This is a genomic window from Streptomyces sp. SID3212 (genome assembly GCF_009865405.1).
Taxonomy (GTDB): domain Bacteria; phylum Actinomycetota; class Actinomycetes; order Streptomycetales; family Streptomycetaceae; genus Streptomyces.
This window is the reverse complement of record NZ_WWJY01001174.1, coordinates 1-24,958: the sequence shown is the minus strand read 5'-3', so window position 1 is coordinate 24,958 and position 24,958 is coordinate 1. Positions and strand designations below refer to the sequence as shown.

At 72.1% G+C, this 24,958-nt stretch carries 20 protein-coding genes; 10 read left to right on the top strand and 10 right to left on the bottom strand.

Going from position 1 to position 24,958, the window contains the following annotated elements; translation table 11 throughout:
* The 6 genes from GT042_RS35150 to GT042_RS35125 all read left to right on the top strand — a co-directional run.
* Positions 1 to 1,161: DUF6177 family protein (locus GT042_RS35150; RefSeq protein WP_161312740.1), on the top strand; the 1,161-nt coding region annotated here is incomplete at its 5' end.
* 115 nt (positions 1,162 to 1,276) lie between these two features.
* Positions 1,277 to 1,609, top strand: a complete 333-nt coding sequence (locus GT042_RS35145; protein WP_161312739.1) for a hypothetical protein — start codon at positions 1,277 to 1,279, stop codon at positions 1,607 to 1,609.
* An 81-nt stretch (positions 1,610 to 1,690) separates the two neighbouring features.
* A complete protein-coding gene (locus GT042_RS35140) occupies positions 1,691 to 2,002 on the top strand; it encodes a pore-forming ESAT-6 family protein (protein ID WP_161312738.1) in 312 nt (103 codons plus the stop codon).
* Between the two features lie 51 nt (positions 2,003 to 2,053).
* On the top strand, positions 2,054 to 2,488 hold the full coding sequence (locus GT042_RS35135; RefSeq protein ID WP_161312737.1) for a DUF6507 family protein: 435 nt from the start codon (positions 2,054 to 2,056) through the stop codon (positions 2,486 to 2,488).
* The gene (locus tag GT042_RS35130) at positions 2,485 to 5,031 is read left to right on the top strand and encodes a hypothetical protein (protein WP_161312736.1); all 2,547 of its coding nucleotides are present in this window, start codon (positions 2,485 to 2,487) and stop codon (positions 5,029 to 5,031) included. Before GT042_RS35135 ends, GT042_RS35130 begins: the two co-directional genes overlap by 4 nt.
* 9 nt (positions 5,032 to 5,040) lie before the next feature.
* Positions 5,041 to 5,685, top strand: coding sequence for a hypothetical protein (locus GT042_RS35125; RefSeq protein ID WP_237531515.1), 645 nt, complete (start codon positions 5,041 to 5,043; stop codon positions 5,683 to 5,685).
* Here the strand turns inward: GT042_RS35125 and GT042_RS35120 are convergent.
* The 5 genes from GT042_RS35120 to GT042_RS35100 are packed head-to-tail and all read right to left on the bottom strand — an operon-like array spanning position 5,669 to position 14,356.
* Entirely contained in the window at positions 5,669 to 6,229 is a 561-nt protein-coding gene (locus GT042_RS35120) for an SLATT domain-containing protein (protein ID WP_345944038.1), read from the bottom strand. The genes GT042_RS35125 and GT042_RS35120 overlap by 17 nt on opposite strands.
* A gap of 27 nt (positions 6,230 to 6,256) precedes the next feature.
* Positions 6,257 to 7,714 (bottom strand): hypothetical protein, encoded by a 1,458-nt coding sequence (locus tag GT042_RS35115; RefSeq protein WP_161312735.1) that lies wholly within the window; start codon positions 7,712 to 7,714, stop codon positions 6,257 to 6,259.
* Complete coding sequence (locus GT042_RS35110; protein WP_161312734.1) at positions 7,711 to 8,973, bottom strand: hypothetical protein; 1,263 nt, start codon at positions 8,971 to 8,973, stop codon at positions 7,711 to 7,713. The genes GT042_RS35115 and GT042_RS35110 overlap by 4 nt, the downstream gene beginning before the upstream one ends.
* The gene (locus GT042_RS35105; RefSeq protein WP_161312733.1) at positions 8,970 to 10,673 is read right to left on the bottom strand and encodes a hypothetical protein; all 1,704 of its coding nucleotides are present in this window, start codon (positions 10,671 to 10,673) and stop codon (positions 8,970 to 8,972) included. Before GT042_RS35105 ends, GT042_RS35110 begins: the two co-directional genes overlap by 4 nt.
* Before the next feature lie 53 nt (positions 10,674 to 10,726).
* Positions 10,727 to 14,356 carry a WD40 repeat domain-containing protein gene (locus tag GT042_RS35100; protein ID WP_161312732.1) on the bottom strand — a complete coding sequence of 1,210 codons (3,630 nt, stop codon included), beginning with the start codon at positions 14,354 to 14,356 and terminating at the stop codon, positions 10,727 to 10,729.
* A 240-nt stretch (positions 14,357 to 14,596) separates the two neighbouring features.
* Here GT042_RS35100 and GT042_RS35095 point away from each other — a divergent pair, with 240 nt between their 5' ends.
* Positions 14,597 to 16,207, top strand: coding sequence for a hypothetical protein (locus GT042_RS35095; protein ID WP_161312731.1), 1,611 nt, complete (start codon positions 14,597 to 14,599; stop codon positions 16,205 to 16,207).
* 46 nt (positions 16,208 to 16,253) lie between these two features.
* Here GT042_RS35095 and GT042_RS35090 read toward each other — a convergent pair whose 3' ends face one another.
* Positions 16,254 to 17,231 (bottom strand): FAD-dependent oxidoreductase, encoded by a 978-nt coding sequence (locus GT042_RS35090; protein WP_237531514.1) that lies wholly within the window; start codon positions 17,229 to 17,231, stop codon positions 16,254 to 16,256.
* 205 nt (positions 17,232 to 17,436) lie between these two features.
* Between GT042_RS35090 and GT042_RS35085 the strand changes: the two genes are divergently transcribed.
* Complete coding sequence (locus tag GT042_RS35085) at positions 17,437 to 18,363, top strand: LysR family transcriptional regulator (protein ID WP_161312730.1); 927 nt, start codon at positions 17,437 to 17,439, stop codon at positions 18,361 to 18,363.
* A gap of 92 nt (positions 18,364 to 18,455) precedes the next feature.
* Here GT042_RS35085 and GT042_RS35080 read toward each other — a convergent pair whose 3' ends face one another.
* From GT042_RS35080 to GT042_RS35065, 4 genes are all read right to left on the bottom strand, one after another.
* Positions 18,456 to 19,067, bottom strand: a complete 612-nt coding sequence (locus tag GT042_RS35080; RefSeq protein ID WP_161312729.1) for a DUF998 domain-containing protein — start codon at positions 19,065 to 19,067, stop codon at positions 18,456 to 18,458.
* Between the two features lie 430 nt (positions 19,068 to 19,497).
* Complete coding sequence (locus tag GT042_RS35075) at positions 19,498 to 20,421, bottom strand: heme ABC transporter ATP-binding protein (protein ID WP_161312728.1); 924 nt, start codon at positions 20,419 to 20,421, stop codon at positions 19,498 to 19,500.
* Positions 20,418 to 21,473 carry an iron ABC transporter permease gene (locus tag GT042_RS35070; RefSeq protein ID WP_161312727.1) on the bottom strand — a complete coding sequence of 352 codons (1,056 nt, stop codon included), beginning with the start codon at positions 21,471 to 21,473 and terminating at the stop codon, positions 20,418 to 20,420. The genes GT042_RS35075 and GT042_RS35070 overlap by 4 nt, the downstream gene beginning before the upstream one ends.
* On the bottom strand, positions 21,470 to 22,558 hold the full coding sequence (locus GT042_RS35065; RefSeq protein ID WP_345944037.1) for an ABC transporter substrate-binding protein: 1,089 nt from the start codon (positions 22,556 to 22,558) through the stop codon (positions 21,470 to 21,472). Before GT042_RS35065 ends, GT042_RS35070 begins: the two co-directional genes overlap by 4 nt.
* Positions 22,559 to 22,661: 103 nt before the next feature.
* Between GT042_RS35065 and GT042_RS35060 the strand changes: the two genes are divergently transcribed.
* On the top strand, positions 22,662 to 24,188 hold the full coding sequence (locus tag GT042_RS35060; RefSeq protein WP_161312725.1) for an HtaA domain-containing protein: 1,527 nt from the start codon (positions 22,662 to 22,664) through the stop codon (positions 24,186 to 24,188).
* 161 nt (positions 24,189 to 24,349) lie between these two features.
* Positions 24,350 to 24,958 (top strand): HtaA domain-containing protein (locus GT042_RS35055; RefSeq protein WP_202534637.1); only part of this gene is annotated, 609 nt, incomplete at its 3' end.

The window sequence follows — 24,958 nt, the reverse complement described above, 5'->3', positions numbered from 1 at the left end:
GAGCAGCTCGCCGGGACCTTCGCGGCGAGGCTGGCCTCGCTGGCCGGCGGCACCGCCTGGCCGAGGGCGGCGGCGCGTTCGCTGGCCGTGGTGGAGACCGACGGGGTGAGCGTCGCGCCCGCGCCGGCCGCCGCGCAGCCGGCGGTCGACGTCCTCACCGACAAGGTGGCCGTGGTCATCCAGGACCGTCCGGTGGTCGCCATGACGGCCTGGCTGTCCGACGCCTTCCGGGCCGCCGCGCAGGCGGAGTTGGGGCTCCAGATCGTCACCCCGGCGGGTACCACGCTCTCCCCGGCCGTACGCGACAGCCTGGGCGGCTGGCCGTCGCGGTGGGTCGTGCAGGACGAGCGGGACGGCTACTACGACGGCCTGTCGGGCGCCGTACTGCGGTGGCAGGAGGGGATGTTCGCGACGGTCGTGGCGGTGGACGCGACGCCGGACGACCCCCGTACCCCGGTGGCCGCGGCCTTCAAGGAGGTGGCGGACACCGGTGAGCGCCAACTGGCCGTCTCCTTCCGGGCGGTGCACCCGGCGGACGACCGGCTGGTCCTGGGCGGCGCGCTGGAGTCGGTGTGGCGGGAGCTGACCGGCGGGCCCCCGGCGGGCTGGGGCACGGCGGAGCCCGCCAACCTCCCCTGGTCGCCCGCCCGTCTGACCGAGCTGGCCTTCGGGCGGTCGCCCGAGCCGACCTGGGCCGTGGTGGTCGGCACCCCGGAGCGGCCAGGTCTCGCGACCGTCCGGATCAGCCGTACGAAGGCGGGGGTCGAGGAGGACGTCAGGCTCGCGTTCGGCTACGGCGCCGGTGAGGAACCGCCGCTGGACGCCCTGCGCCGTACGGCGGAAACGCTCGCCACACGCCACCACCTCCAGTCGATGTTGATTCAACTCCGCAAAGCACGACGGGACCTGGGGGTGCCGCCGCGCTTCGAGGGGCCGGGCGTCCCGGTGGCGTTCGTGCTGGGCGCGGAGGAGGTCCGTACGATGCCCGGCGACCGCGCCCGGCACACCCCGCTGTCCGAACCGCCCGTACCTCTGGGCCCCAAGGCCCGTCCCGCGCTGTACTACCCGCTGCCCGGCGACCCCTCCGACCTGGCCGGCTGGGCCGATTTCGAGCGCCTGATGCGGCACTTGAAGGGCCCCGAGGGTGCCGAGGGGGCGTGAGCGGTCTCATGTCATGTGTTGGTCACAGTCAGCAGATAACTGATTGCGTTTGTGACGGCTGGGTTGATAGGGATGGAGGGACGTGCATTCGTTCGGAACGACCGGGGGGAGTCCGATGAAGTTCGACATGGGGACGCAGGTCCTGTCGACGCTGATGTCGCAGTCGCAGGGTTCGAGTACGGATCTGGGCGTGCTGATCCGGCAGTTGGTGCAGGCGGCGGAGCCGTTGGAGGGGAAGTTCAACGGCGCGGGCAAGGTGGCGTTCGACTCGTTCAAGTCGCGCTCGGACGAGATCACGGCGGCGCTGAACGGCGCGCTGGCGGCGATCCTGGGCGGTCAGTCGGGGATGGAGACGGCGTTCGGCTCGGGCGACCAGGAGCAGGGCGACAACGCGCAGTCGCAGATGTCGGCGGCGAACTTCGACGCGGCGCGCTTCTCGGGCCGCTGAGGCTCGTACGTACGCCTGTACTCGACCCTGACCGGATCGCGTACATCTCATGGAGCACATCTCACGGGGAGAGTGATTGTGATGGCTGCTGGCAGCGACCGTCGTTCGTACGACACGGGCGCGTCCACGGAGGCGCAGGGCAACCTCCAGTCGGTGATCGGCCAGTTGGAGTCGGTGATCGCGGCGCGTGACGCGCAGGTGAAGGCGGCGATGTCGGACTTCACGGCGGACGGCGTGGCGGACGACTACCACGGCAAGGAACTGCGCTGGAACAGCGCGTCCCAAGAGGTCAAGAACATCATCCAGTTGCTGAGGACGACGCTGGAGAAGAACGACGGGACGGCGCAGCAGACGCTGTCGCGGGCGAAGTCGGCGGTCGACAACATCGGCTGAGCCCCTTCGCCGGGGTGAGTTGACGGTTCGGTTCACGGGGGAGCGTGCGTCATGGCGTCGTGGGACATCAAACCGCAGGGTGTGCAGGGTCAGTTGAAGACCGTGGGCACGCACGCGGGCGAGTTGGAGAAGGCACTGACCGCGCTGGTGGCGGACATGGCGGAGGCCGCGCAGGCGGCGGGTACGGCGGTGCCGGGATCGATGGTGCACAGCGGTGCGCCGTTGCAGGGTCCGGTGGCGGTGGGCCAGGCGCCGTTGCGGGCGAAGGCGACGGGGCCGGTGGCGGCGGCGCTGGGGGAGTATCTCGGCAACCGCGAGCCGGACTTCAAGGCGATGGCGGAGCGGATCGAGGCGTCGATCCTGGGTGCGGCGACGGCCACCAACGAGTACATCGAGGGTGACCTGGAGGCCGCGAAACACGCCCAGGACGCGGCGAAGGCGGTTCAGCTGGAGGCGTTGAGGGAAGCGGCCGGGGGGCACTCATGAGTGGGGACGCGCCGGTCGACCCGGCGGAGATTCCGGTCTTCACCGGGAATCTGGAACTGCTGGACGAGAAGGTGAAGGCGATCTCGGGCGCCGGCCCGAAGATCTCCACCGCCACGAGCGATGTGCACACGAGCTTCGGCGGGCTGCGGGCGTTCTACCAGGCGCCCGAGGCGGAGCAGTTGTTCGCGGTGACGAAGCCGGTGGCGGACGTCGGGCTCTCGCTCAGCTCCGATCTGTGCGTGATCGCGGGTGCGTTGGGGACGTACTCGAACGACGCGCGGCCGCTCAAGGACAAGCTGGACGCGCTGCGGGCGGAGGCGGTCGCGTTCCGCGCGAAGGTCGCGGACGACGACAAGTGGCGTGAGGACGGCGACCTGATCGAGGAGAACCTCGACCGGCGCAACGAGGTGGCCGAGGTGTGGACGGCGTTCCAGGAGGTGGAACGTGCGGCGTACGCGAAGATCGTGGCGCTGTTCTGCGGAACGCCTCTGAAGGTGAACGACGGCTCGAACCAGCCCGGCATGTACGGCTACGACGCGGAGGCGTTGAAGCAGTCGAAGAGCCTGCCGTGGGGTGACGCGGTGGCGGAGTCGGTGCCGTGGTGGCAGGTGTGGGAGCACGCGTACGACTTCGGCAAGGGCATCGTCGTCGACGGCGTCTGGGGCACGATCAAGGGCCTGGGCACGCTGGTGGGTTTCAGCGGCTGGGACGCGGCGGGCCAGGCGTGGACGGGTCTGGGCAAGCTGGCGACCGGTGTGCTGATCACGGCCATTCCCGGTGTGGGGGCGGCCTATTGGGCGGCGCCGGCGGACAAACTCCCGTCCTGGCTGCGTGATTCGCGTACGGCGATGAAGGAGACGGGCAAGGCGCTGCTGGCCTGGGACCAGTGGAGCGAGAACCCGTCCCGGGCGGCCGGTGCGGTGACCTTCAACGTGGTCACGACGGTGTTCACCGGCGGTACGGGCGGTGCGGCGGCGGGCGCGGGCAAGGCGGGCGCGGCGGCGAAGGTCCTGTCGCTGGCGGGCAAGGCGAGCCGGGCGATCGACCCCATGACGTACGTCTTCAAGGGCGCGGGGGTGGGCCTGTCGAAGATCGGCGACGTGATGGCGGGCCTCAAGGGCCTGGGCAACGTCAACCTCCCGGCCTTCCCGGAGGGCACGATAGCCCTGCCCGAAGGCGCCGTGAAACTTTCCGACGGCACGGTCCACCTACCGGAGGGCGCGGCGCTCCCGGAGGGCGCGGCGAAACTCCCGGACGGCACGGTCCGCCTCCCGGAGGGCACCACCACCCTCCCCCCGGGCACGGTCCGCCTCCCGGTGGAGGGGCCGCCCCAATTCCTGGACCGCGCGGGCAACATCCTGCGGGAGGACGGCAGCGTCCTCCGCCGCGCCGAGGACGCACCGGTCGAAAAGCCCCCCGTGGCCGGGGCGGACACGCCACGGGTGGAGACCCCGATCAGGGAACCGGCCCTGGTGGGCGCGGCCTCCCGCACGGGCGACGACGTGATCCGAGTGGGCTCGGACATCTCGGACCCGGTCCGCCTGGCGGACAACGCGGGCGACAACGTGCCCGTACGCCCGGGAGACCACCCCCCGGGCGGAGTGACGAACCACCTCCCGGGCGGAGGCGCGAACCACCTCCCGGGCGGCCGAGCCGACGACCTGTCCCGCGGCCCCTCCGCCAGCCACGAACCACCCACCACTCACCCCGGGGGCCACCGCGACGGCCCGACAGGTCATGACGCTCCCTCCGCCGGTGGGCACGGTTCCGGCGACGGCCGAGGAATTCCCCATCAAGACGGCCATGGTGGTTCCGACTCCGTTCATGGAACGGGCGGCGGGGCCGGGGACGGTCACGGGGCGGGACAGGGTGGCGGCGGCCACGGCACACCGGATAGGCCTCCGGTCCATTTGGACGGAGACCGAGTGGGGCAACAGCCCACCGGCAGGATGGATCCCGAACAGGAGGAGGCCGTCACAGCGGCACTCACTGAATCGAAGGTCGCCCCGGTGGATCGAGAGCGAATGCTGGTGCAGCTGCGAAAGTCACCGTATGGAGAGGGAGTCGCCCGATTCCTTGCCAGTGGACAGTTCGCCCGCGTGCCCAACTACGGTGAGTTGATCAGCCAGGTGAAGCAGGGCAACATGATTCCCGCCGTCCACCAGGCGTTCGAACATGCGGCAGAGCTGGAATCCAGGGGTATCAGGAATATCGAGTTCGAATTGAAACTTCCTGATGAGAAACTTGATCTGGACGTCTTGGTAAGATCGGGAGACAGGATTGAGTACGGTGCGCAACTCAAAGATGTGAGCAGCGTCGCCGGAATCAAATCGGCCGTGAAAGGTATCGCTGATAAACAACTCGCAGGGCCCGGTGTGGACGTCAAGGTCGCGATTCTTGATATTCATGACCTGAAGGGGGCTCTGACTGACCGAATCCTTGAGCAAGTACAGAGGGCGGCGGACCGGACCAACGCGACGTTTGAACTCCGCTTCGACGACGGTTCCCTCACGGTGTTCCCCACCGGTGCGACGAGACCATAAGGAAAGTTGATGTCGGTTTTGATGCGTGCGCCGCAGCCGTGTGCCTCGTGGTTCTGGGATCTTGATGACGTCACGGAGCCCGGGCTGGAGCAGGCTTTGAAGACGGCCGGCCGGATGGCCGGGGTGTTGGGGCGGTACGGGCTGCTGGAGCCGGTGGCTCTGGAGTGGGGGTGGTTCGCGGTGGGGACCGGTGGGTTGGGGATCCGTACCCGGTTCACGCTTGCCGGGCAGTCGCTCGACTCCGTCGATCTGCCCGGACAACTGCGTGCCTGCGGACCCGTTGGTCATCCCTCCGCCGAGATGTCGGACCTCCTCGTCGTGGGGTCCGGGACGTGGGTGGACGCGGAGGGCAAGGAACACCGTGAGTCGCGGCTGGTGGAACTGACCGTCTCACCCGATCCGATCGGTCCCTCCGCCGGGCTGTCCGTCCATCACGACGTATGGGCGGCCTTCGATTTTCATGGCAGGCCGCACCCCGCCGTGCGGGAGAACAACGCTCCCCGCCTCGCGAATGCCCTGGGGGAGCTGGAACGTCTGCTGGGAGTGCCGGGTGAGGGCGGCGAGCCTACTTATTTCGGGGTGGCTGAGGGGTACGGACTCGCGGTGCCGGATGTCATCGACGGGCTCGGGCCCGATCTCACCGATCTGATGTGAGGGTGCCGTCCGCCGCGTAGGTCTGGCCGCCCTGGGTGATGTTGGACTGGGCCCGGCGGTAGGCGCGGCGGCCGGGGGGTTCCGCTGTGCGGTTCTGTTCGTCCCTGCGGGCCGTGAGGTCTGCCAGGGTGGTGCGGGCGGCGTCCACGGTGTTCGGGGTGAGGTCCACCTTGCGGGCCTGGCGGGCCGCTGTCTGGACCTCCAGGTAGGCGTTGGCGCAGCTGACGGCCAGGCTGACGCGGTGGGGGGCGTTCACCGTGGTGAGGACCGCGCCCAGGCCCGCCGATATGAGCGCCAGGATGCCCGCCGTGACGCGGCCCGTGGACTCCACCAGGGCCGTCGTGCCGGCGACGGCGGCCAGTACCGTCGTGGGGATTCCCAGCGCCAGGTTCACGCCGCGCCAGTGCTTGGCCTCCTCGAACTGGGCCTGCGCGCTGATCATCGCGCTCTCTTCGAGCCGCCAGAGTTCGTCGGCGATCGCGGCGGCGCGTTCGGTGTCCTGGCCGGGCGCGCCTTCGCTCCGGTCCCCCCTCTGGTCCGTCACAGCCGGGAGCCTAGTCTCAGCCGGCCCTCACCGTGGCCGTTCTCGTTCGAACAGTTCCAGTGCGACGCGGACGGAGTGCCCGGCGGGCAGGGTAGCCGCCCGGTCCGCCCAGATCCGCCGGGCGGGGGTGCTGCACGCGCGCAGCGACGGCAGCAGTCGCTCGGGCGGTACGGAGTCGAGTGCGGCGAACGGTACGGGTGGGCCGTCCGCGTCGATCCTGAACCGGCCCCGTGGGTAACGGAGTTCGAGCACCCCTTCCAGGCCGTCGGTCCGTGTCCTCAGTGCCACCCAGTAGCGCTCCGGGGTGGCTCCTTCCGGGTGCAGCGTGACGGGTGCCAGTACGTCCCGGGGGCCCGGGAGGGCCGGGGGGAGGCCGGGGAGGCCGGGTAGGCCGGGGACGTCGGCGGCGTCGGCGACGTCGGGGAGGTCCGGGACATCGGGGACGTCGGGGACGTCTGGGAGGCGGACCGTCACCTTCAGTTGGCCGCCCTCCGACATCCAGACGCGCGTCTCGAAGTGCCCGTCCCTGCGCGACTCCTTGTGGGTCCGCACCCGCCCCTCCGACCTGCCCAGCGCGCGCAGTTCCGAATGGAGCCGGATCGAGAAGGAGACCTGCCGGGCGGTCGTGGGGTCGTTGCGCAGGCGCGCCGCGACCACCCTCGCGCTGTGCTGGAGCAACTGGTCCCGGGCCGCGAGGAGTTCGGCCAGCCCGGCCAGGAGCGTGGCGGTGGTCGCGGGCAGCCGCCGGTGGTCGGCGTACAGCAGGCCCGTGAGCAGGGTCCTGGCCTCCCGGCTCAGGACGGCGGAGTCCAGGCCCCGCCGCGCCCCGCCCTCCAGCACGCACAGCGGGCCCGCGAGTCCGATGCCCGCCGGGGTGAACCAGTGCCTCAACTGGCCCTTCAGCGGGCCCTGGGGGAGCGGGGCGGAGGCCGGTGGAGCGGGTGGGCCGGTGTGGAGCAGGGCCAGGAGACTCCGTACGACCGTGTCGAACTCGTCCCAGGGCAGGGTGTGGAACAGCCTCGGCGGAGGATCCGTCTCGGCGGCCAGCCGGTGCAGCAGGAAGTGGCGCAACTCCAGGCTCTCGCTCCCCAGCGAAGCCACCGTCTCCGGTGAGTCGGGCGGCGACTCCCACAACTCCTCGATCGTGGCGACCAGTTCGGCGCCCGCCGGGGTGCTCGCCACCGGGTTTCCGTAATCGTCCAGTTCCAAGTACGTCTCGGCCCGGCCGGGGTGGTGCAGTGCGAGTGCCCGTACCACCGGTACGCCGGGCCGGGCCGCGCGCACGCTCGTCCGGCGCCATCCGCCGTCGGTGAAGAGCGGGAGCGTACGGGCGTCGGCGCGTTCGGCTCCGTCGTTCACGCGGCCGGTGACCTGATGGATCGTCCCCCCGTCGGGTGTCCCCGTCGACCGGCCGGTGGTGCCGGCGTCTTCGGTCGCCTCCGCCACCCACCGTGCGAGCGGGCGGTGCCGGACCGGCCCCGTCATGACCGTTCACCCAGCAGCGCGCGCACCAGGCCCTCCGCTCCCGGCCCGAGCGGGCGTACGGCCTCCAGTTGGCGTTCGGCCTCGGCTCCCGCCACGCATTCGCCGTGGAGCGCGCGCAGTTCGGCCCACGCGGCCGTGCCATGGCCGGTGACCCGGTCGGTGAGGTCCTGGGGCAACCCGGCCGCCCACGCCGTCAGTTCCTCCGTGTCCAGACGGTCGTCCGGCGCCCAGCGCAGCAGGAACTTGAGGGCGCGCAGGACCACGGCCGCCTGTGTCAGCGGCTCGGTGGCGGCGGACGGATCGACGGGCACCAGCTTGCGGCGCGGCCCCCGGAGATCGTCCAGCCCGTGCCCGGTCGGGTCGAGGACGAGGTGGCGCTCGGGGTCGTACAGGAGGGTGTTCACCCGGAAGTCCCGCTGGTGGCTGTCCATTACGAGGTCGCTTCCGGTGGCCGGGAAGCGGAACCCGCCGACCCCGAGCCCCCGGTACTCGATGAGCGGCGCCGACCGGTCGGGCGCCAGCACCGTACAGAGCAGCGTGTGCGGGCTCACGGTCAGCGGGCACTCGTACGTCAGGCCGTCCCCGTCCAGCGCCTGCCGGGCCAGCTCCGTGAAGCGGCCCGCCGGCGCCGTACCGGCCAGGTCGAGGTCCCGGACCGCCTCCGGCCCCTGGCCGGCGAGGAGTTCACGGACTGCCCCGCCGCTGAGCCACAGGTCGTGGCCGGCCCGGCGCAGGGTGTCGGCGACGGGCCGCAGGACGGACGACCAGCGCGCGGCACGGTCGGTGAGCAGCCGGGTGACCGCTCCCGGCAGGCAGCGGGAGATCTGACGTGCCGACAGGACGGTTGCGAGCGGCAGGCGTTGGTGGGGCAGACGGGCGTCCAGCCGCCCGGAGGGTACGGACGGTGGCACCGGCCGGTCCGGCGGCAGGTCGCGGTCGGCGTCCCCCTCCACCAGTAAACGGTCGTTGGCGGCGGTCAGGGGCGCCGGATATGTGACGCACGCGAAGCCCGTCACCCGTACCCCGTCCACCAGGTCACCCGCCATGACCGGCCCGTCGGGCCGTCGCCGGTCCTGGTCGGGGGCGACAGGGAGAACGGCGGGGAGGGAGTCGCCGTTCCCGCCCGGAACGGCGGGGGAGGAGTCCGCCCCGCCGGGAACAGTCGTACGGACGGCCTCGGCCGTCTCCTCGTCGCCCGCCCCGCACCCCCGCCCGCAGTCGCACCCCGCCGCCACGTCGCCCCGCACGATGTCTGTCACAGGTCGTACTCCCCCGCCCATCGGGCCGTGCCGTCCGGCTTCAGCCGCAACTGGATCGAATCCTCATGGTCCACCTCGTAGAAAGTGCCCGGCTGCTCCAGGTCGCTGTCCGGCGGGACGTCCAGCAACGCCACGTCCCGGATCTCGTCGGCCGTGCACGTGGTGGCCGTCTGCGGGAGATCGACGCACCTGTGCGCCGCGAGCCCCGGATAGACGAAGCCGCCCTGGCTCGGCCCCGGATGGCTGAGCAGGAGCTTCGCCAGTTCCCGGCGCCCCTCGGCCGTCCGGATCGCGGCCTTCCGCCGGGCGGTGCAGTCGGAACACAGCGAGGTCAGGGTCGCCACGTCACCGGAGAGCGCCGCCTTCCGGAGGCGTTCGGCCAGGGCCCGTACCGGTTCCGGGAGAGGAGCCCACCGGTCGTCCGTCAGCGCGACGGCCGTGCGGAGCGGCGGCGCCGCCTCGGGCGGGAGCGCCGCGGCACTCTCGGCCGGGGTGAACGCGAAGGACGACACGCCGTCGGCGAGGGTCCGCCGCTTCCCCCGGGCGTCGGTGAACCGCAGCTCGCCGAGTTCCGTCTCCGCCATGTCCTTCGGCGCGTACGGCAGGGAACGTTCCCCCACGGTCAGCCGGGCCTCGCGGCCCTGTGCCCCGTAACCGATCGCGAGCATCCCGAGCCCGAGGAACCGCCAGACGCCGTCCTCGACGTAGTACGAGACATAGCGCGACGGGTGCGCGGCCTGACAGCGCGGCAGGGGACCGAAGCTGAGGGCCACTCCGCGGCCGGTCCACGCCGGTTCCCTGAGGAGATAGGCGTCACTCAGCAGCGCCTGGTCGAACTCCGGTCCCTTCGGGGGGCCTTGCTGGTCGTGGACCTTGTCGTCGTAGCCGACCGTGCGGAGGGTGCTGGTGTTGTAGCAGGCGCCGCCGGACAGCCAGGACGTCCAGGCGATTCTGTCGCCGTCCCGGTTCTGGAGTCCGGTGGAGAAGGACACCGGCTGCCGGCCGGGCAGCAGGGAACGCAGCACGCCGTCCCGCCCGGCCGAGAACAACTCGTTCTGCCCGCGGCCCGCCTGCTGCTCGGGCAGCGGCACCATGACCGCCACCGCGTCCCGGCCGCCCGCCGCCACCTGGGAGTAACTCGGCAGCGTCCGGCTCAACTTGACGCGCTTCGGGTCGCCCGCCCGGGGGAAGAGCAGCAGCGCGTCGCCGCCGTTCGACAGGGTGGCCGCGTCCGGGCCGAGGAAACCCAGGCCCCGGCAGGGGCACGGGACCGAGCGTTCACGGTTCGCGGCGATGTCGAGGAGATGCAGCTTGCGGCCGGCGGGAGCGGCGTCCGCGTCGAGCCAGGCGAGTACGGAACCCTCCGGCGACCAGCGGATCTCGTGCGGCTGTACGGTCAGCCGGGCGCCGCGCCAGGTCCGCCCCGAGGCGTCCGCGAGCATGATCTCCTTCTGGCGGGGGCGGACGTACGCCAGCACGGGGGAGCGGCGGTCGGCGGTGGTCGCCGCGGGTCCTCCGGGCCCGTCCGCGGACCGTTGACCGTCGGCGGACCGGCGCCCGTCCGCGGACCCTTGCCCCTCCGCCGACCGGCCGCCGCTCCCGCCGTCCTGGCCGGTGGTGCAGGCGGCGGAGAGCACGACAAGCGCGGTGACCAGGGCGGCAGCCCGTACCCGCATCCGTACCCGCCCGCGTACCGGCATCCCTACCGTCGCCAGTGAGGCGTTAAGGACGCCCCTCCCCGCCCCGCCCGCCCTCACGCCGATCCCCCCGGGCACAGATCGATGTACTCCTCGGACGGCTGCACGTACCGCTTCCACTCCGTCCGGGACAGCCCGTCGCCCGCCCAGTCGCACATCTGCTCCCGCAGCGGAGGGTCCGTCATCCGCCACAGGTTGACGGGTCCCGGCCGTTTGAGGTCCCGTACGGGCTTCATCGAGGCGCCCGCGAGAAACGCGCCGTCCGGCGACCACGCCAGCTGGATGATGTTGTTGTCGCCGACGTCGTGCAGCGGGGGCATCGCGAGAAGCCCCGTGTCGAGCGCGTACACGAACACCCGGTCCTTTCCCGTCATCGCCACCTGCTTGCCGTCCGGCGAGATCGCGATGTCGGTGGCGACGCTGCCCACGGGCAGTTGGAGCGGGCCACCCACCGGACGCAGGTCCTCACCGGTCAGCAGTTGCACCTTGTTGCCCCAGGCCAGCGCCGCCAGCCGGGTCCCGTCGGACGAGTACGACAGGTGGTAGACCTCCGGCGCCGGGACGCGGCGCAGCACCTTGCGGGTGTCGAGGTCTACCTCGACCAGCTGGGTGTTCCTGCCCTTGCCCTCCGCGAAGACACCGTGCCTGCCGTGGATCGCCATCGCGGCCGTGCCCGGCCGCAGGTCGACGGTGCCCAGCAGCTTCCAGTCACCGGTGGACCAGATCCCGACCTGTCCGGAGATGTGGCGCGCGACCAGCAGCTCGTGCTCGCCCTTCCCGCTTCCCGTGCCGTCCCCCTTGCCCGGGGCGAACTCGACCTGCGTCATGATCCGTTCCAGCTTGTCCAGGTTCTCGTCGTTCTTCGGCGGCAGCAGCAGATCCTCGACGAAGGTCCCGTCCTCGTCCCACACCCGGGCCGCGCCCCGCCCGTCGATCTGGCCGGCCGCCGCGGCGAACCGGTCCGACAGCGCGAGGGCGCCGAGGTACGCGGCCGGTGCCTCGAAGTCCCGGCGGACCGGGTACTCGGACCCGTTGGCGCTGCTGATCTCGGGCGGGTCGTCGACATCGATGGTGTAGGCGCCGTACGACCAGTCGTTGCTGAACTCCGTGAGCATGAGGACGTGTCCGGCGCCGAAGTACGCGCCGGTGGACGGTTTGGCTGGCGGGAGCGCCACCCGTCCTGGGGTGTCCGTCAGCACCGTGACCCGGGCGCCGTCCCCCACGGTGATCACCGTGCCGTCCCCGGCGCGTACGGCGGCCACGGCCGGGGCGCCGACGGGGCGCGAGAGCGGCCGGGTGGGGGAGTCCGCACCCTCCACGAAGGAGGAGCCGGAGTCCGCCTCGGAGCCGTCGACGGGGATCAGGGCCGTACCGCTGTCGCCCGTGAGCAGCACCTCGTTGTCGTACAACTCGATCGAGGCGGGTTTCACCCCGGTCTCGCCGAGGGGATTGGCGACGGTCGTCCGGGCCTTCCGGTCCCAGATCACCACCCCGTTGTCGGTGGCGAGCGCCAGGAGGTCCGCGGACGCGCGTACGGCGGAGAGGGACCCGGGGATGTCGGTGTCCGAGACGAGCGTCCTGGCGGCGCCCTTCTGGAGATCGACCGCGATGACGACGTTGGTGTGGAGGAGCAGCACCGCCTCGTCCGACGCGTCGGTGCCCAGGCCGGACGGCCCTGGCAGGTCGGGTACGACGGACGCGCTGATGATGGCGCTGCCGCTGGGCGAGGGGGGCAGTTGGTCGCCCTTGGCGAACTCGCGCAGCCGCCGGCACCGGGTCACCGTACGGGTCACCGTGTCGACCGTGACGACGGCGCCGTCGCTCCAGACCGTGGCGATTCCCGAGCCGCGGCTGATGAAGCGCATGGCGACGATCTCGCTGTAGGGCCCGACGCAGCCGGGGGCGGCCACCCGTCCCTGGAGCACGGGGGTGGCGGCCGTCGCGTCGTACAGGCTGAGGTCGCGACCGTCGTGCGCGGCGAGGATTCCGGTGCCGTCGTCCCGTACGAGACCGGCCCCGTAGCCCGGCACCTCGGCCACCCGGTGTCCGGTACGGATGTCCCAGACCCGGATCTCCGCGTCGTCGCCCGAGGTGTACACGCGCTGCCCGGCGGAGTCGACGGCCACGGCGTTCAGCACGGTACGTCCGGCGACCCAGCTGCGGAGGGTGTTGCGGTTGCTCTCCAGCACCTCGCGCATCGCCTCGACCGTGCGTCGGTTGTCCGGGTCGATCTCGTGGCCCGCCAGGGCCAGCAGGCCGGCGGTCCTGGGATCGGTCGACTTGAGGGTGTTGGCCTGCGCGGCGAGGTCCGCGGCGACCGCTTCGCGCTGCCGGGCCCGGCCGTCGTCGCGGGCGGACCACGCGAAGCCCGTCAGCACGGCGACCAGGACGGTGGCCGCGACCGCCGCCATTTTGGTCACGACCCGGGCGTCCGTACGGCGGGCCTGCCGGGCCGCCTGGTCGACGGTGTCGACGCCGACGATCACCAGGGAACGGTCGTCCGGGCTCGTCCTCCTGGCCAGTGCCGCGTCGGCCCGCGGCACGATGACCCTGCCGTGGGCCGGGGCCTCGGGCAGCTTGCTGCCGTAGCCGTCGACGGAGAGCACGAGACCGGGACTGCCGGTCGACACCTTGCCGACGACCGCGGTGCCGGGATTGACCCGGCGTACGCGCAACCGCCTCCGGAAGCCGTTCTTCGTGCGGTGCAGTTCGGTCAGCAGGACCGCGAAGGCGGCGCTCAGCGAGCCGTCCCCCACCTGGGCCGTCGGCCCGTCCGCGTCGGTGAGCGACCACAGCACCAGGCCGGAGAGTCCGGCGGGGCGGGCCTCCCATGCGGCGTCGAGGGCGGTACGGAAGCCGTCGTCGCCCAGGAAGCCCATCATCGAGCGGGGATCCGGTACGAGTCCGGACGGCAGGCCGCGTACGAGGGACAGGGCCAGCTCCAGCCGCTGGCCGGTCTCGCCGAGGTCGACGAGGACGGTGAGCCGCGGGCCGTCGAGGACGCGGGGGAGGGCGTGGTCGAGGGCGAGGAGGGTGGCGGTGAGGTAGGGGGTGAGGGCGGGGTACGGGGCGGCGGGGTCGGCCGGCGGCTCGGAGCGCGGGGCCAGGAGGGTGCGTAGCCGGTCGGCGTGGGGGGCGGTGGCGAGGGCGGTGTCCGTGGCGGTGCTCGTATGTTCGCCTGTGCCTGTGCCTGTACCCGCCGTGTCCGTACCCCTTGCCGTACCCGTACCCGTACCCGTACCCGTACCCGTACCCGTATCCGTACCGCTTCCCGCACCCGCGCCCGCCGGGCGGGCCGCCGCCTCCGACCGCAGCAGCCAGGACACCCCGTCACGCAGCCGCTCGTCCGCCGCGTCCGGATCGCCGACCAGCGCGAGACCGAGCGACGCATAGGCGCGCAGAGCCCGGGTCGGCGCGGATTCGCCCTCGACGAAGGGGGGTTGGACGGCCCCGCGCAGCTCGGTGTGGAAGGTCTGTTCCTCAAGGAGGTCGTGGAGCGGGGTGTGACCGGTCATGACCTGGGTGAGCGTCGTGACATCACCGGCCGCGACCAGTTCCTGGAGGTAGTGCCACACGGGCTGTTGGGGGCCGCGCAGGTGCAGCAGCAGATCGTTCTCGTCGATGTTCGGCGGTATCTGCGTCAGCAACTCGCCGATGGCGGGCTGCGAGGAGGGCTCTTCGGGCACAACTGCCTTCCGGCTTCCGGAGCGGTCGGTACGAGGTGAGCCATGGTGGCAGCGTCCGGTGGCGGAAAGTGGAGGAACCAGGGAATTCGTACAGGGACTTCCGCATCCGGCGCCGAACAGGCCCGGAGGGGGCCTATGGCATCGAACGGCCCGTTTCTCCCACGGGGGGCCTTCTCGTCTGGCATCCTCCGTGGTCGACGGACAGGACGGCCCACGGCGGCCACGAGAGGCTGGAAATCCATGTCACCCTGCCGCGCGCCCGGTCGGCTGCTTCCTCTGCTCTTCTCCCTCGCGCTGCTGACCTCCTGCCAGGGCGGGGTGGACGACAGCAAGCCCGCCCCCGGTCCGGTGGGGACTGCCTGGACGCGGATACCGGTGAACGACCTGCCGACCGGTTTCTACGGATTCGACGCGAAGACCGTGGTCGCCTCCGACGACGGATTTGTGGTGCTGGGGCGGAACCTGGGCTCGGACGGAGCGCTCTTCCGGTCCGCGGACGGGGCGGTGTGGAAGGCCGCGGGTCTGCGCGGCGACGGCGTCACGGTCAAGGCGCTGGCCGGGTACGGCGGTTCGGTCGTCGTGGCCGGTCTGGACTTCGGCGGCGGCGACGTGGCCCCGGTGGTGGTGCCCTACCGGGGGAAGGGCAAGTGGGGCCGTACGGAGAAGCTCCCCGGCGGCGTGGCCACCGACGAGGTGCTGGCCGCGGCGTCCGGGCCGTCGGGGACGGTGGTGGTCGGCCACGACGGGGGTGAGTTCGACGGCCTCGGCGACCGCCCCCGGGGGCACAGCCTCCGTGTGTGGGCCTCGGTGGCGGGCAAGCCGTTCGGTACGCCGTACCGCGTCGGCTGCCCCCAGTGGGCGGACCGGCCTCCCGAGGCGGGCGCGTTGGCGGACCGGCACGGATTCACGGTGTGGGCGCGGTGTTCGGACCCGCAGGGGGTGTCCGCCGTCCTGGTCCTCGCTTCCGAGGACGGCAGGGTGTGGCGCCCGAAGTCCGGTCCCCGGACCGGCGATCCGGTGAGCGGCGCCGCCTTCGGGGCGGACGGGTCCGTCGTCATGACGGCCGCCGACGGCCGGCGGCGACTCGCGGCTCCCGCGCGGTCCCGTTCGTGGAGCCGGGACGTGGAGGGTGCGACGGAGTGGGAACGGGGCAGTCAACTGGCCGCTGGGAAAGGCGAGTCGGTGGAGCCCGCCCAGGTGATGCCGGTGGCGGGCGGTTACCTCGCGGTGGGGGCGGTCCAGGACGAACGGCGTGTCGCGGCGGCGGCCTGGGTGTCGGACGACGGCGTCCGCTGGGCGCGGGCGAAGGGGGCGGCCCGGGGCGGATTCGCACCCGCCGTACGGCTCACGGCCGCGGCCGAACACCACGGCACCGTGGTCGTGTTCGGTACGGAGCCCCCCGGCCCGAGCCAGGTGTCGGGACGGACCCATGTCTGGCTCGGCCGCCTGCCCGGCGGCCCCGCGGTCCGCGTGCCGTCGCGCGGTTCGGGTCTGCGCGCCTTCCAGGGCCTCTGGGACTGGGCGGGCGCGTCGCTGGAGATCACACCGAAGGGCGACTTCACGTTCCGCTACCGGCTCTACAACGACTGCGCCCGGGACGCCCCGCCGTGTGACGACGGCACCGACTGGGGCGGGCTGGCCACCGGCACCGTACGGGAGGAGTCGGCGGACGTGCTCCGGGGGAGGGTGGCGTCCGCCAATGTCCGCCGTGACAAGAACATCAGGGCGGGCGCGCGGGTGGTGGTGGAGCGGGAGCCGTACGGGGCGATCGGGCTGACCGTCGGCGGTTTCCTGAGCACGCTCTGCGTCCCGGAGTCGCAGGACCCCCGGTGTGCGGACGTGCACGGGTGAGGAGCGGGTGGCCGGGCGTGGTGTGGTCGACGCCGCGCCCCACGCGTCATGCCGTCGCCGCCAGGCGCGCCACCTCGTCTGCGCAGCCCCAGGAGAGGGTGACGCCCGAGCCGCTGTGGCCGTAGTTGTGGATCACGGGGGTGGTGGGGAGCAGATGGGGGTCGAGTTCCAGGCGTACGCCCGAGGGGCGGTGGGGGCGGAGGCCGACCGGGTGGGACAGGACGGGGGCGCCGGCCAGGCGGGGTTCGAGGGCGGTGCAGCGGGACAGGATCGCCGAGGCCGTCCTGGGGTCGGGGGCAAGGTCCCAGCGGTCCAGTTCGAACGTGCCGCCCAGCACGACGTCCGTACGGCGCGGGTGGATGTAGGTGTAGCCCTCCGGGTGGTCCTGTACGCGCAGCGAGATACGCAGTCCCGGGTTCGACACCAGGACGAGTTGGCCGCGTACCGGAGTCATGGTGGGGTCACCGCACAGGGAACCCGCCGTCAGACCCGCCGCGTTGACGATCAGCGGGGCCCAGACGGCCCCCTCGGAAAGGTGGTTGATCCTGCGGTGGTGCAGGAGGCCGCCCGCCGTCAGGAAGCGGGTCACCAGCCAGTCGAGGTAGACCGGCATGTCGACCGTCGGCGCGTCGAAGGACCAGCCGTCCGTCCAGGGGCCGTTCGCCTCGTCCGTACGGAGCAGGCGCAGGCCCGGTACGGCTGTCGCCCACCACGGACGTGCGGTATCACGGACCGCGGTGTACGTCCGGCAGGGCCCGAGCGTGACCCCGGGGACCCCGTCGGCGGCCTGGCGGGCGAGTTCGGCGTAGGTGTCCGACGCCCGTACGGTGATCTCGTGGCCGGCTCGCAAACCCGTCGGGTACCAGACCGCGGCGGCCACCGACGACGTCCTGGCGGGCAGTGCCTCGTCCGTCACCACCAGGACGCTCGCGCCGAGTTCGAGCAGCCGTATCGCCGTGGTGAGACCGATGATCCCGCCCCCCACCACCACGACGTCCGCCTTCATGGACTTCTCCGGTCTCATGGTCCGGTCCCTCCCGTCCGCTGATGCTCCGGCTCGGCCCGCGTGCCTCCGGAGCGTGCTTCCAGGACGCCAGACACGGCCGGACGGTGTCCAAGACCCTTTCCCGCGACGGCGATACGGGGTGCCTATCGCCATACGGCCCGCTTATGGGCCGGGCGGAAACTCGTCTTGGAGGGGGTCAGGGGGCGGCCCCTACCATCGCCTCATGGACCTGCGACGACTGGGCTATTTCGCCGTGCTGGCGGAGGAGTTGAACTTCACCCGGGCCGCCCGGCGGCTCCACATCGCCCAGCCCGCCCTGAGCCAGCAGATCCAGGCGCTGGAGCGGCAGATCGGCGCCCGGCTGGTCGTCCGTGAGTCCAAGGGGTGCTCCCTGACGCCGGTCGGTGTGGTGGTCGCCGAGGAGGCGGACCGCCTCCTGCGCCAGGCCGAGGCCGCCGAGCGGCGCATCCAGGCGGCGGTGCGCGGGCGCGCGGGCCGGCTGCGGCTCGCGTACACCCGTTCGGCGCGGGGCGGGGTGGTCGACGCGCTGGTCAGTGAGTTCCGCAGCCGGTACGGGGACATCGAGCTGAGCGTCCAGACCGGCTGGACATCCCACAACGTCGCGGAGCTGCGCGCGGGCCGGCTGGACGCCGCCTTCGTCAGACCGCCCCTGGACGAGGCCCCCGAGCTGCGCTACGTCGTGCTGTCCGAGGAGGAGCTGCTGCTGGCGCTGCCGACCGGGCATCCGCTGGCCGGGTTACGTACCAGGATCACCCGCGAGCAGATCGCCGACGAACCGGTGATCCTCTTCCCCCGGGAGAACGGGCCCGGCATGCACGACCTGATCACCCGACAGGTGTGGCCGGGCGGCCCCCGTATCGTCCGGGAGGAACCCGACGACGAGCAGCTCCTGCTCGCGGTGGCCGCGGCCCACGGCATCTCGGCCGTCCCGGCGGGGCGCGCGCACGCGCTGCGGCTTCCGGGTGTACGGCTGCGCCACCTGACCGCCCCCGTACCGACGGTCCCGCTGGCGCTGGCGTACCACCCGGGGGCGGACCTGCGGGTGGTGAATCTGCTGCTGCCGTTGGTGGGGGGTGGTGGGGCGGGCGGTCCGGTGACCGGTGGGGCGGGTGTCCCTGATCAGCCGTAGGTCGTAGGTCGTAGGCCGGCGGCCGTGGCCCCGGCGGGCTGTGGCGGCGGGCTGTGGCCCCGGCGGCCCGTGGCCTCGGCGGCCCCGGCCGATCACGCCGTTTCGCGGCTTTCGCTTCTTTCACGCACCGGGTAGTGCAGGCACGACGTCACCACGAGCAGCGGCCACAGGGCCTGGGCGGCGGTCAGGACGCGTTCGGCGACGCCGGCCGCTCCGCCGCTCTGCAACTCGAACAGGAACCACCCCGCCCCGAGAACCATCAGCGCGCTCGCCACGATAGACGCCGGGAACTGGAGCGCCCACGGCCCGGTCCTGGAGCGATGGGCGGCCAGCACCGGCCACGCCGCCATGAGCGCGAATCCGATGGTGACCACCGTCCCGTGGGGGAAGTTGCCCCCGCGCACCGGCGCGGGGAAGATCGTCAGCGCGATCGCCGACACACCGCCGCCCGCGAGCGCCAGCCGTCCGGGGAGCCTTGCGGCCTTGAGTCCGCGCGCGGTGGCCAGATAGCACGTGCCGAGGGTGACGAGCATGGCGTTCATCACCCAGTAGCCGGGTGCCCCGTAGGCCGCCAGGATGCTGATCGTCTGGGTGACGGGGTTGTAGCCGGGCCCCTGCAACACCTCCGCGGTCGCCCACCCACCGACCAGCAGGAGAGGAGCGGACCCGGACGAGAGCAAGGCCCACCAGGGAGCGAGTCGCATCAGATCAGCCTAAATGCCGCATTCCCTCCATCGCTCCCCACACGCGGGCGACCGGAACGTAAATCGGGGGACGCCGGGCGGGTGCCGGCGGCCCCGCCGCCCGTACAGTCCACGTGACCAGTACCACCCACGCGGTCGTACGGTCCACGCGGTCGTACCGTCCGCGACGGCCCGTCCGCGCTCGGCGACCGGAGGAACCGTACGGACAAGCAGGGAAGGCGCGACAGGTTACGGGCTCCCGCGGCTGCGCCTGGACGAACTGACCACCTTCTCGAATGGTCCTCTCGGTCGGCCGCGAGCAGCGGTTGCCGGAGTTCATCGCGGTGGGCATCGACGGCGAACCGCGTTCCCGGATGGGTGCGTTGCCCAGCGGAAACGGCCTGCTCGGTGAGCTGATCCGCCACCCGCGAATCATCGGGCAGGCCGTGGGTCAAACCTCCTCGCGGCGGTCGCGGTGTGGGGGACGGCGGGTCGGGCGCTTGGGGAGGATGAGAGGGATGCCCGTGTGGGGGTGGGGCAGGACCTCCACCGGTTGGCGGTAGACGTGGGTCAGCAGGGTCTCCTCGAAGACCTGGTCCGGTGGGCCTTCGGCCGCCATGCGGCCGTCGTGGAGTACGGCGGCTCGGTCCGCGTAGGCCGCTGCCAGGCCCAGGTCGTGGAGGACGATCACGACCGCGTCACCGGCCGTCGCGCGGGCGCGGCATACGCGCAGCACCAGCTCCTGGTGGCGCAGGTCCAGGGCAGCCGTCGGTTCGTCCAGGAGGAGGAGTGGGGTCCGCTGGGCCAGTACGCGGGCCAGCGCCACCCGTGCCCGTTCGCCGCCGGACAGCGTCGAGACGACACGGCCCGCGAACGGTGTCACCTCGGTGGCGGCCATCGCCTCCGCGACCACCGCGTCGTCCTCGTCCGCCCGCGCGGTGCCCGACCAGGGCGCCCGGCCCATCCGTACGACCTCCTCGACCGTGAACGGAAATGCCAGCACGGCGGTTTGGGGGAGGACGGACCGGCGCAGGGCCAGCTCGGGGGCGGACCAGGCGCGGGCGTCGCGGCCGTGGATCCGTACCTCACCGGCGGCGGGGGCGAGATCCGCCGCGAGCGCGGCCAACAGGGTGGACTTACCCGCCCCGTTGGGACCGACCAAGGCCAGAACCTCTCCCGCGCGGGAGGTGAGGTCGATGCCGGTCAGCACGTCCCGGCCGCCCCGACTCACGTGCAGGGCACGGGCTTCCGCGACCGTGGTCCCTGGCTCGTACCGGTCGGGGAGGACGCGCTCGCGGGGGGTGAACCTCGGGAAGGGGAATCTTGGGTACGGCGGTTTGGAGGAAATCGCGGACTCTCGGGTCGGGGATCTCATGCCCAGCCTCCCTGCTTGCGGCGCGTCCGGCGCAGTAGCCAGAAGAAGAACGGGCTGCCGAAGAGCGCGGTCAGTACGCCGAGGGGGAGTTCGGCGGGTTCGGCGACGGTGCGGGCCGTCAGGTCGCCCGCCAGCAGGACCACCGCCCCGCCCAGCGCGCTGCCCCCGATCAGGAAACGGTGGCCGGGGCCCGCCGCCATCCGCAGCAGGTGCGGGACGACCAGGCCGACGAAGCCGATGATCCCGGACACCGAGACGGCCGCCGCCGTGAGCAGTGCGATGACCAGGACCAGGACCATCCGCAGCCGTTCGACGTCCACCCCCAGGTGGCGGGCGGGTCGTTCGCCGAGTGCCAGCAGGTCCAACTTGCGTGCGTACGAGGGCGCGACGGCGAGACCGATGACCGCGCAGGGCAGCACGGCGAGGACCTTGGGCCAGGTGGCCTGGGCGAGCGAGCCGAGTTGCCAGAAGGTGATCTGGTTGATGGCGGCGGTGTCCGCGAAGAAGATGAACAGGCCGATCAGCGCGCCCGCGAAGGCGTTCACCGCGATGCCGGTGAGGATCAGTGTCACCACCTCGCTGCGCCCGTCCGACCGCGACAGGGCGTACACGAGCAGGACCGTCGCCAGGCCGGCGATGAACGCGGCCACCGGGACCGTCCACGTGCCGAGGAAGTCCAGTCCGAGCGAGATGCAGCCGACCGCGCCGACCGCAGCGCCGGAGGAGATCCCGATGACGCCGGGTTCGGCGAGCGGGTTGCCGAACACGCCCTGCATCAGCGCGCCCGCGCAGCCCAGCGACGCGCCGACGAGGAGGGCCAGGACGATGCGCGGGAAGCGGACGTTCCATAGGACGGACTCGCCGACGCGGTCCAACTCCGTTCCTCCCAGGCCGATTCGGTGCCGGAGGGAGCCGATCACCTCGCCGGTGGAGAGGTCGTAGGCGCCGAGGCGGGCGGAGGTGAGGACGAGGAGGACGAGTACGGCGGCCAGGGCGGCGGTGAGGAGCCAGGCGGTGGTCGTCGTGCCGGTGGGCCTGTCGAGTGTGGTCACTTCGCGGTGTCTTTCCCGTACAACTGCCGTACCAGCGAACGCAGTACCTGGTCGGTGCGGGGCCCGTAGTTGAGCAGGACGCCGTCGTCGATCGACACGATCCTGCGGTCCATCCCGGCGGGAGTCTGCGCCACGCCGGGCAGTTCGACCAGCCCGTCCACCCCGCCGACCGACTTGAGTCCCTTGGTCATGACGAGGATCGCGTCCGGCGCGGCCTGGGCCAGCGCCTCGCTGGTGATCGTGGTGAAGTCCTTCTCCAGCCCGCTGTCGGCTCCGGCGTCGACCGCCCCGGCCGCCTCGATCAGCGGGGTGGCGCCCGATCCCCTGCCGCCGATCAGATACACCGACGCGGAGCCCCGTACATAGAGGAACGCGACACGCGGACGGTCGTGCTTCGCGGGAATGTCCTTCTGTACGGTGGCGATCCGTTCCTCCGACCGTGTGGTCAACTCCCTCCCGGCCGCCGTGACACCGAGTGTGTCGGCGACCGCCCCGATGCGTGTGCCCACGTCGGCCAGGCTCTTGGCGCCCTCGATCGTGACGAGCGGGATGCCCGCGTCGCGGATCTGGCCGATGGCCTCGACGGGGCCGGTGGTGGTCTCGGCGAGGACGAGATCGGGTTCGAGTGACAGCACACTCTCGGCGGACACGTCGTGGCCACGGGTCACCACCGGCAGTTTCTCGGCCTGCTGGAAGGTGGCGGTGATGTCGCGGGCGACCACATGGCCGCCGAGCCCCAGTGTGAAGACGATCTCGCTGAGGCTGCCGGAGAGCGGGACGATCCGGTCGGACTTCCTCACCGTGACCTTCCGGCCGTCGGCGGAGGTGACGGTGACGGGCAGGTCGGGGGCGGGGGTGCGGGGGAGGGGCTCGACGCGGTCCGCGACGGCCGCGTTCTCCCCGGCCCGGTCGGCGCTCTGCGGGGCGGCCCGGGTCGAGCCCCCCGTACCCCCCGTACCCGCGCCGTTGCTACCGCCACCGCCATCGCTACCGCCCCCGCCGCACGCGGTCGCGGTGAAGGCAAGGGTGAGGGTGAGCGCGGATACCACCGCACCGCCCACCAGTCGTGTGCGCACGAGCGGCACCGTCCTGTCGTCCTGTTGCCGTTGTTTCGGTGGGGGTTCCCATCGAGCTGGGGCATAGCTTAGGTTAGCCTTACCTAACTCGCTAGGCCCGGAGGGATTCCTCATGCCATCGTCCAGACGTACGCGCGCCTTCGGCGTCGTACTCCTCGCACTCCTCACGGCTCTTTCGGCGGCCCTGCTCCCCGCCACCACCGCGCACGCGGCGAGCCGTACGGTGCAGGGCGGGCGGCTCGACTGGGGCATCAAGTCCTCCTTCCAGTCGTACGTCACCGGCCCGATCGCGCAGGGCAGTTACTCCCTCGGGGGCGGCGCGGCCACGGTCGGCGGCGGTCGGTTCCGCTTCCACTCGGCCACCGGGTCCTACGACTCCGGCACCGGTGCGTTCACGGCGGGCTTCTCCGGCTCGGTCCACTTCCTCGGCCACCGGGAGAGCGACGGAACGTACGAGCTCGACATGACGATCAGCCGCCCGACCGTCCGGATCTCCGGGGGCGGGGGCACCTTGTACGTCGACATCGCCAGCAGGGCCAAGGGGAGCGGCACGGTTTCCACTTCCTCGCAGGTCGCCTTCGCCTCGCTGGCGCTGGGCGGGATCAACATGAGGGGCGGCGGGAGCGTCGTACAACTCACCGACGTCCCTGCCACGTTGACCGCCCAGGGCGCGCGCTCCTTCGCCGGCTACTACGCGGCGGGCACCGCCCTCGACCCGGTGAGCCTGTCGGCGGACGTCAAGGCGCCGGCGCCGGCCACCGGGGCGGCGAAGCCTTCCGGCGGCACGAAGGGGGGCGCAACGGCGGGCGGATCGGCGGCCGGATCGGCGGCCGGATCGGCGGCCGGGTCGAAGGAGCCGTCGAAGACGCCCACGAGGAAGCCGGGCGGAAAACCGGCGAAGGACGCCCCGGGCAGGATCGAGGACGGGGCCGTCGACTGGGGCGTACGCCGTACCTTCCGCGAGTACGTCACCGGCGAGATCGCCCACGGCGGCTGGAAGCTCTCCGGCGGAGCCCAGGACGGCGGGGCCCTCTTCCGCTTCTCCCGGGGCGAGGGGACGTACGACAAGAAGAAGCAGACCCTGGACGCCGACTTCGCGGGGACGATCCGCTTCACCGGCGCGCAGGGTCTCGACCTGGCCCTCGACGGCGTCGGTGTGCGCGTCGAGGACGGCGAGGGCACGTTGAGCGCGGATGTCACCGGTGGCGGTACGACCACACCGGACGTTCCTCTGGTCACTTTCGCGGCGAAGCAGCTCAAGGCCGGGAAGGGCCTGGTCACCCTGACCGAGGCCCCGGCGAAGCTCACGGCGGAGGGGGCGAGGGCCTTCCGCTCCATGTACCGGGCGGGTACGGAGATGGATCCCGTCTCGCTGGCGGTCGCCCTGGACACCACTGCCGTGCTCCCGGCCTTGCCCGACCTGGGGAGCGGGGCGGATGCCGCGCCTCGGACGGAGGGGAGCGGGGGCGGGGACGCGCGGCCCGGGAAGAGCGGGGAGCCCAGGGCGGAGGCGGCGGCGGACCCGTCGAACGTCCCCGTCCTGCCACTCGGTATCGGGGCGGGAGCGCTGCTGGCGGCGGGGGCGGCCTTCGGGGTCGTACGAAAGCGGCGTGCGCGGCTGACCGATGAGGCGGGCTGACCGAGACCCACGGACCGAGACCCACGGACCGAGACCCACCGACGGAAACCCACCGACCAAGTCACACCAACGGATTCGCACCGACCAAGACCAACTCACCTTCTGACACCACCACACCACTGCACTACCACACCACCACCTCCCCGAGGAGATCGCTTCCCATGGCCACCCGTAGACCCATCGCCTTCGCCTCCGCTGTCGCCACCGCCGTCACCCTCGGCGCCGCCGCCCTGCTTGCCACGCCCGCCTCCGCCGCCGACACCCCCCTCGACGGTTACGAACTGACCTGGGGGGTCAAGGCGTCGTACCGCGCGTACGTGACCGGTATGGCCGCCGGCACCTTCACCGCCACCTCCGGCGCCACGCAGGCCGCCGACAACGGCGCCTTCACCTTCACCGGCGGCACCGGTACGTACGACTCCACCACCAACGCGGTCGCGCTCGGCTTCGACGGCGCGGTGACGGCCCGGTCCGTGGCGCACGGCTTCGAAGTGACGCTGTCCGACGTCAAGTTCAACAGTGGTACGGCCGAGGTCACCGCCGACGTCACGCGGGGCGGCAAGACCGACGACGACGTGGCCCTCGCGAAGGTCACGGTCAACCGCGCCATGACCGACATGGCCACCACGCTCACCAAGGGCGCGGCCGACGCGCTCGGCAGCGGGAGTTACGAAGGCGCGGCGGGTGACCCGCTGACGGTGGTCGAGAAGAAGCCCGAGACCCCGACGCCGACGCCGACCCCAACTCCCACACCCACCCCGACCCCGACT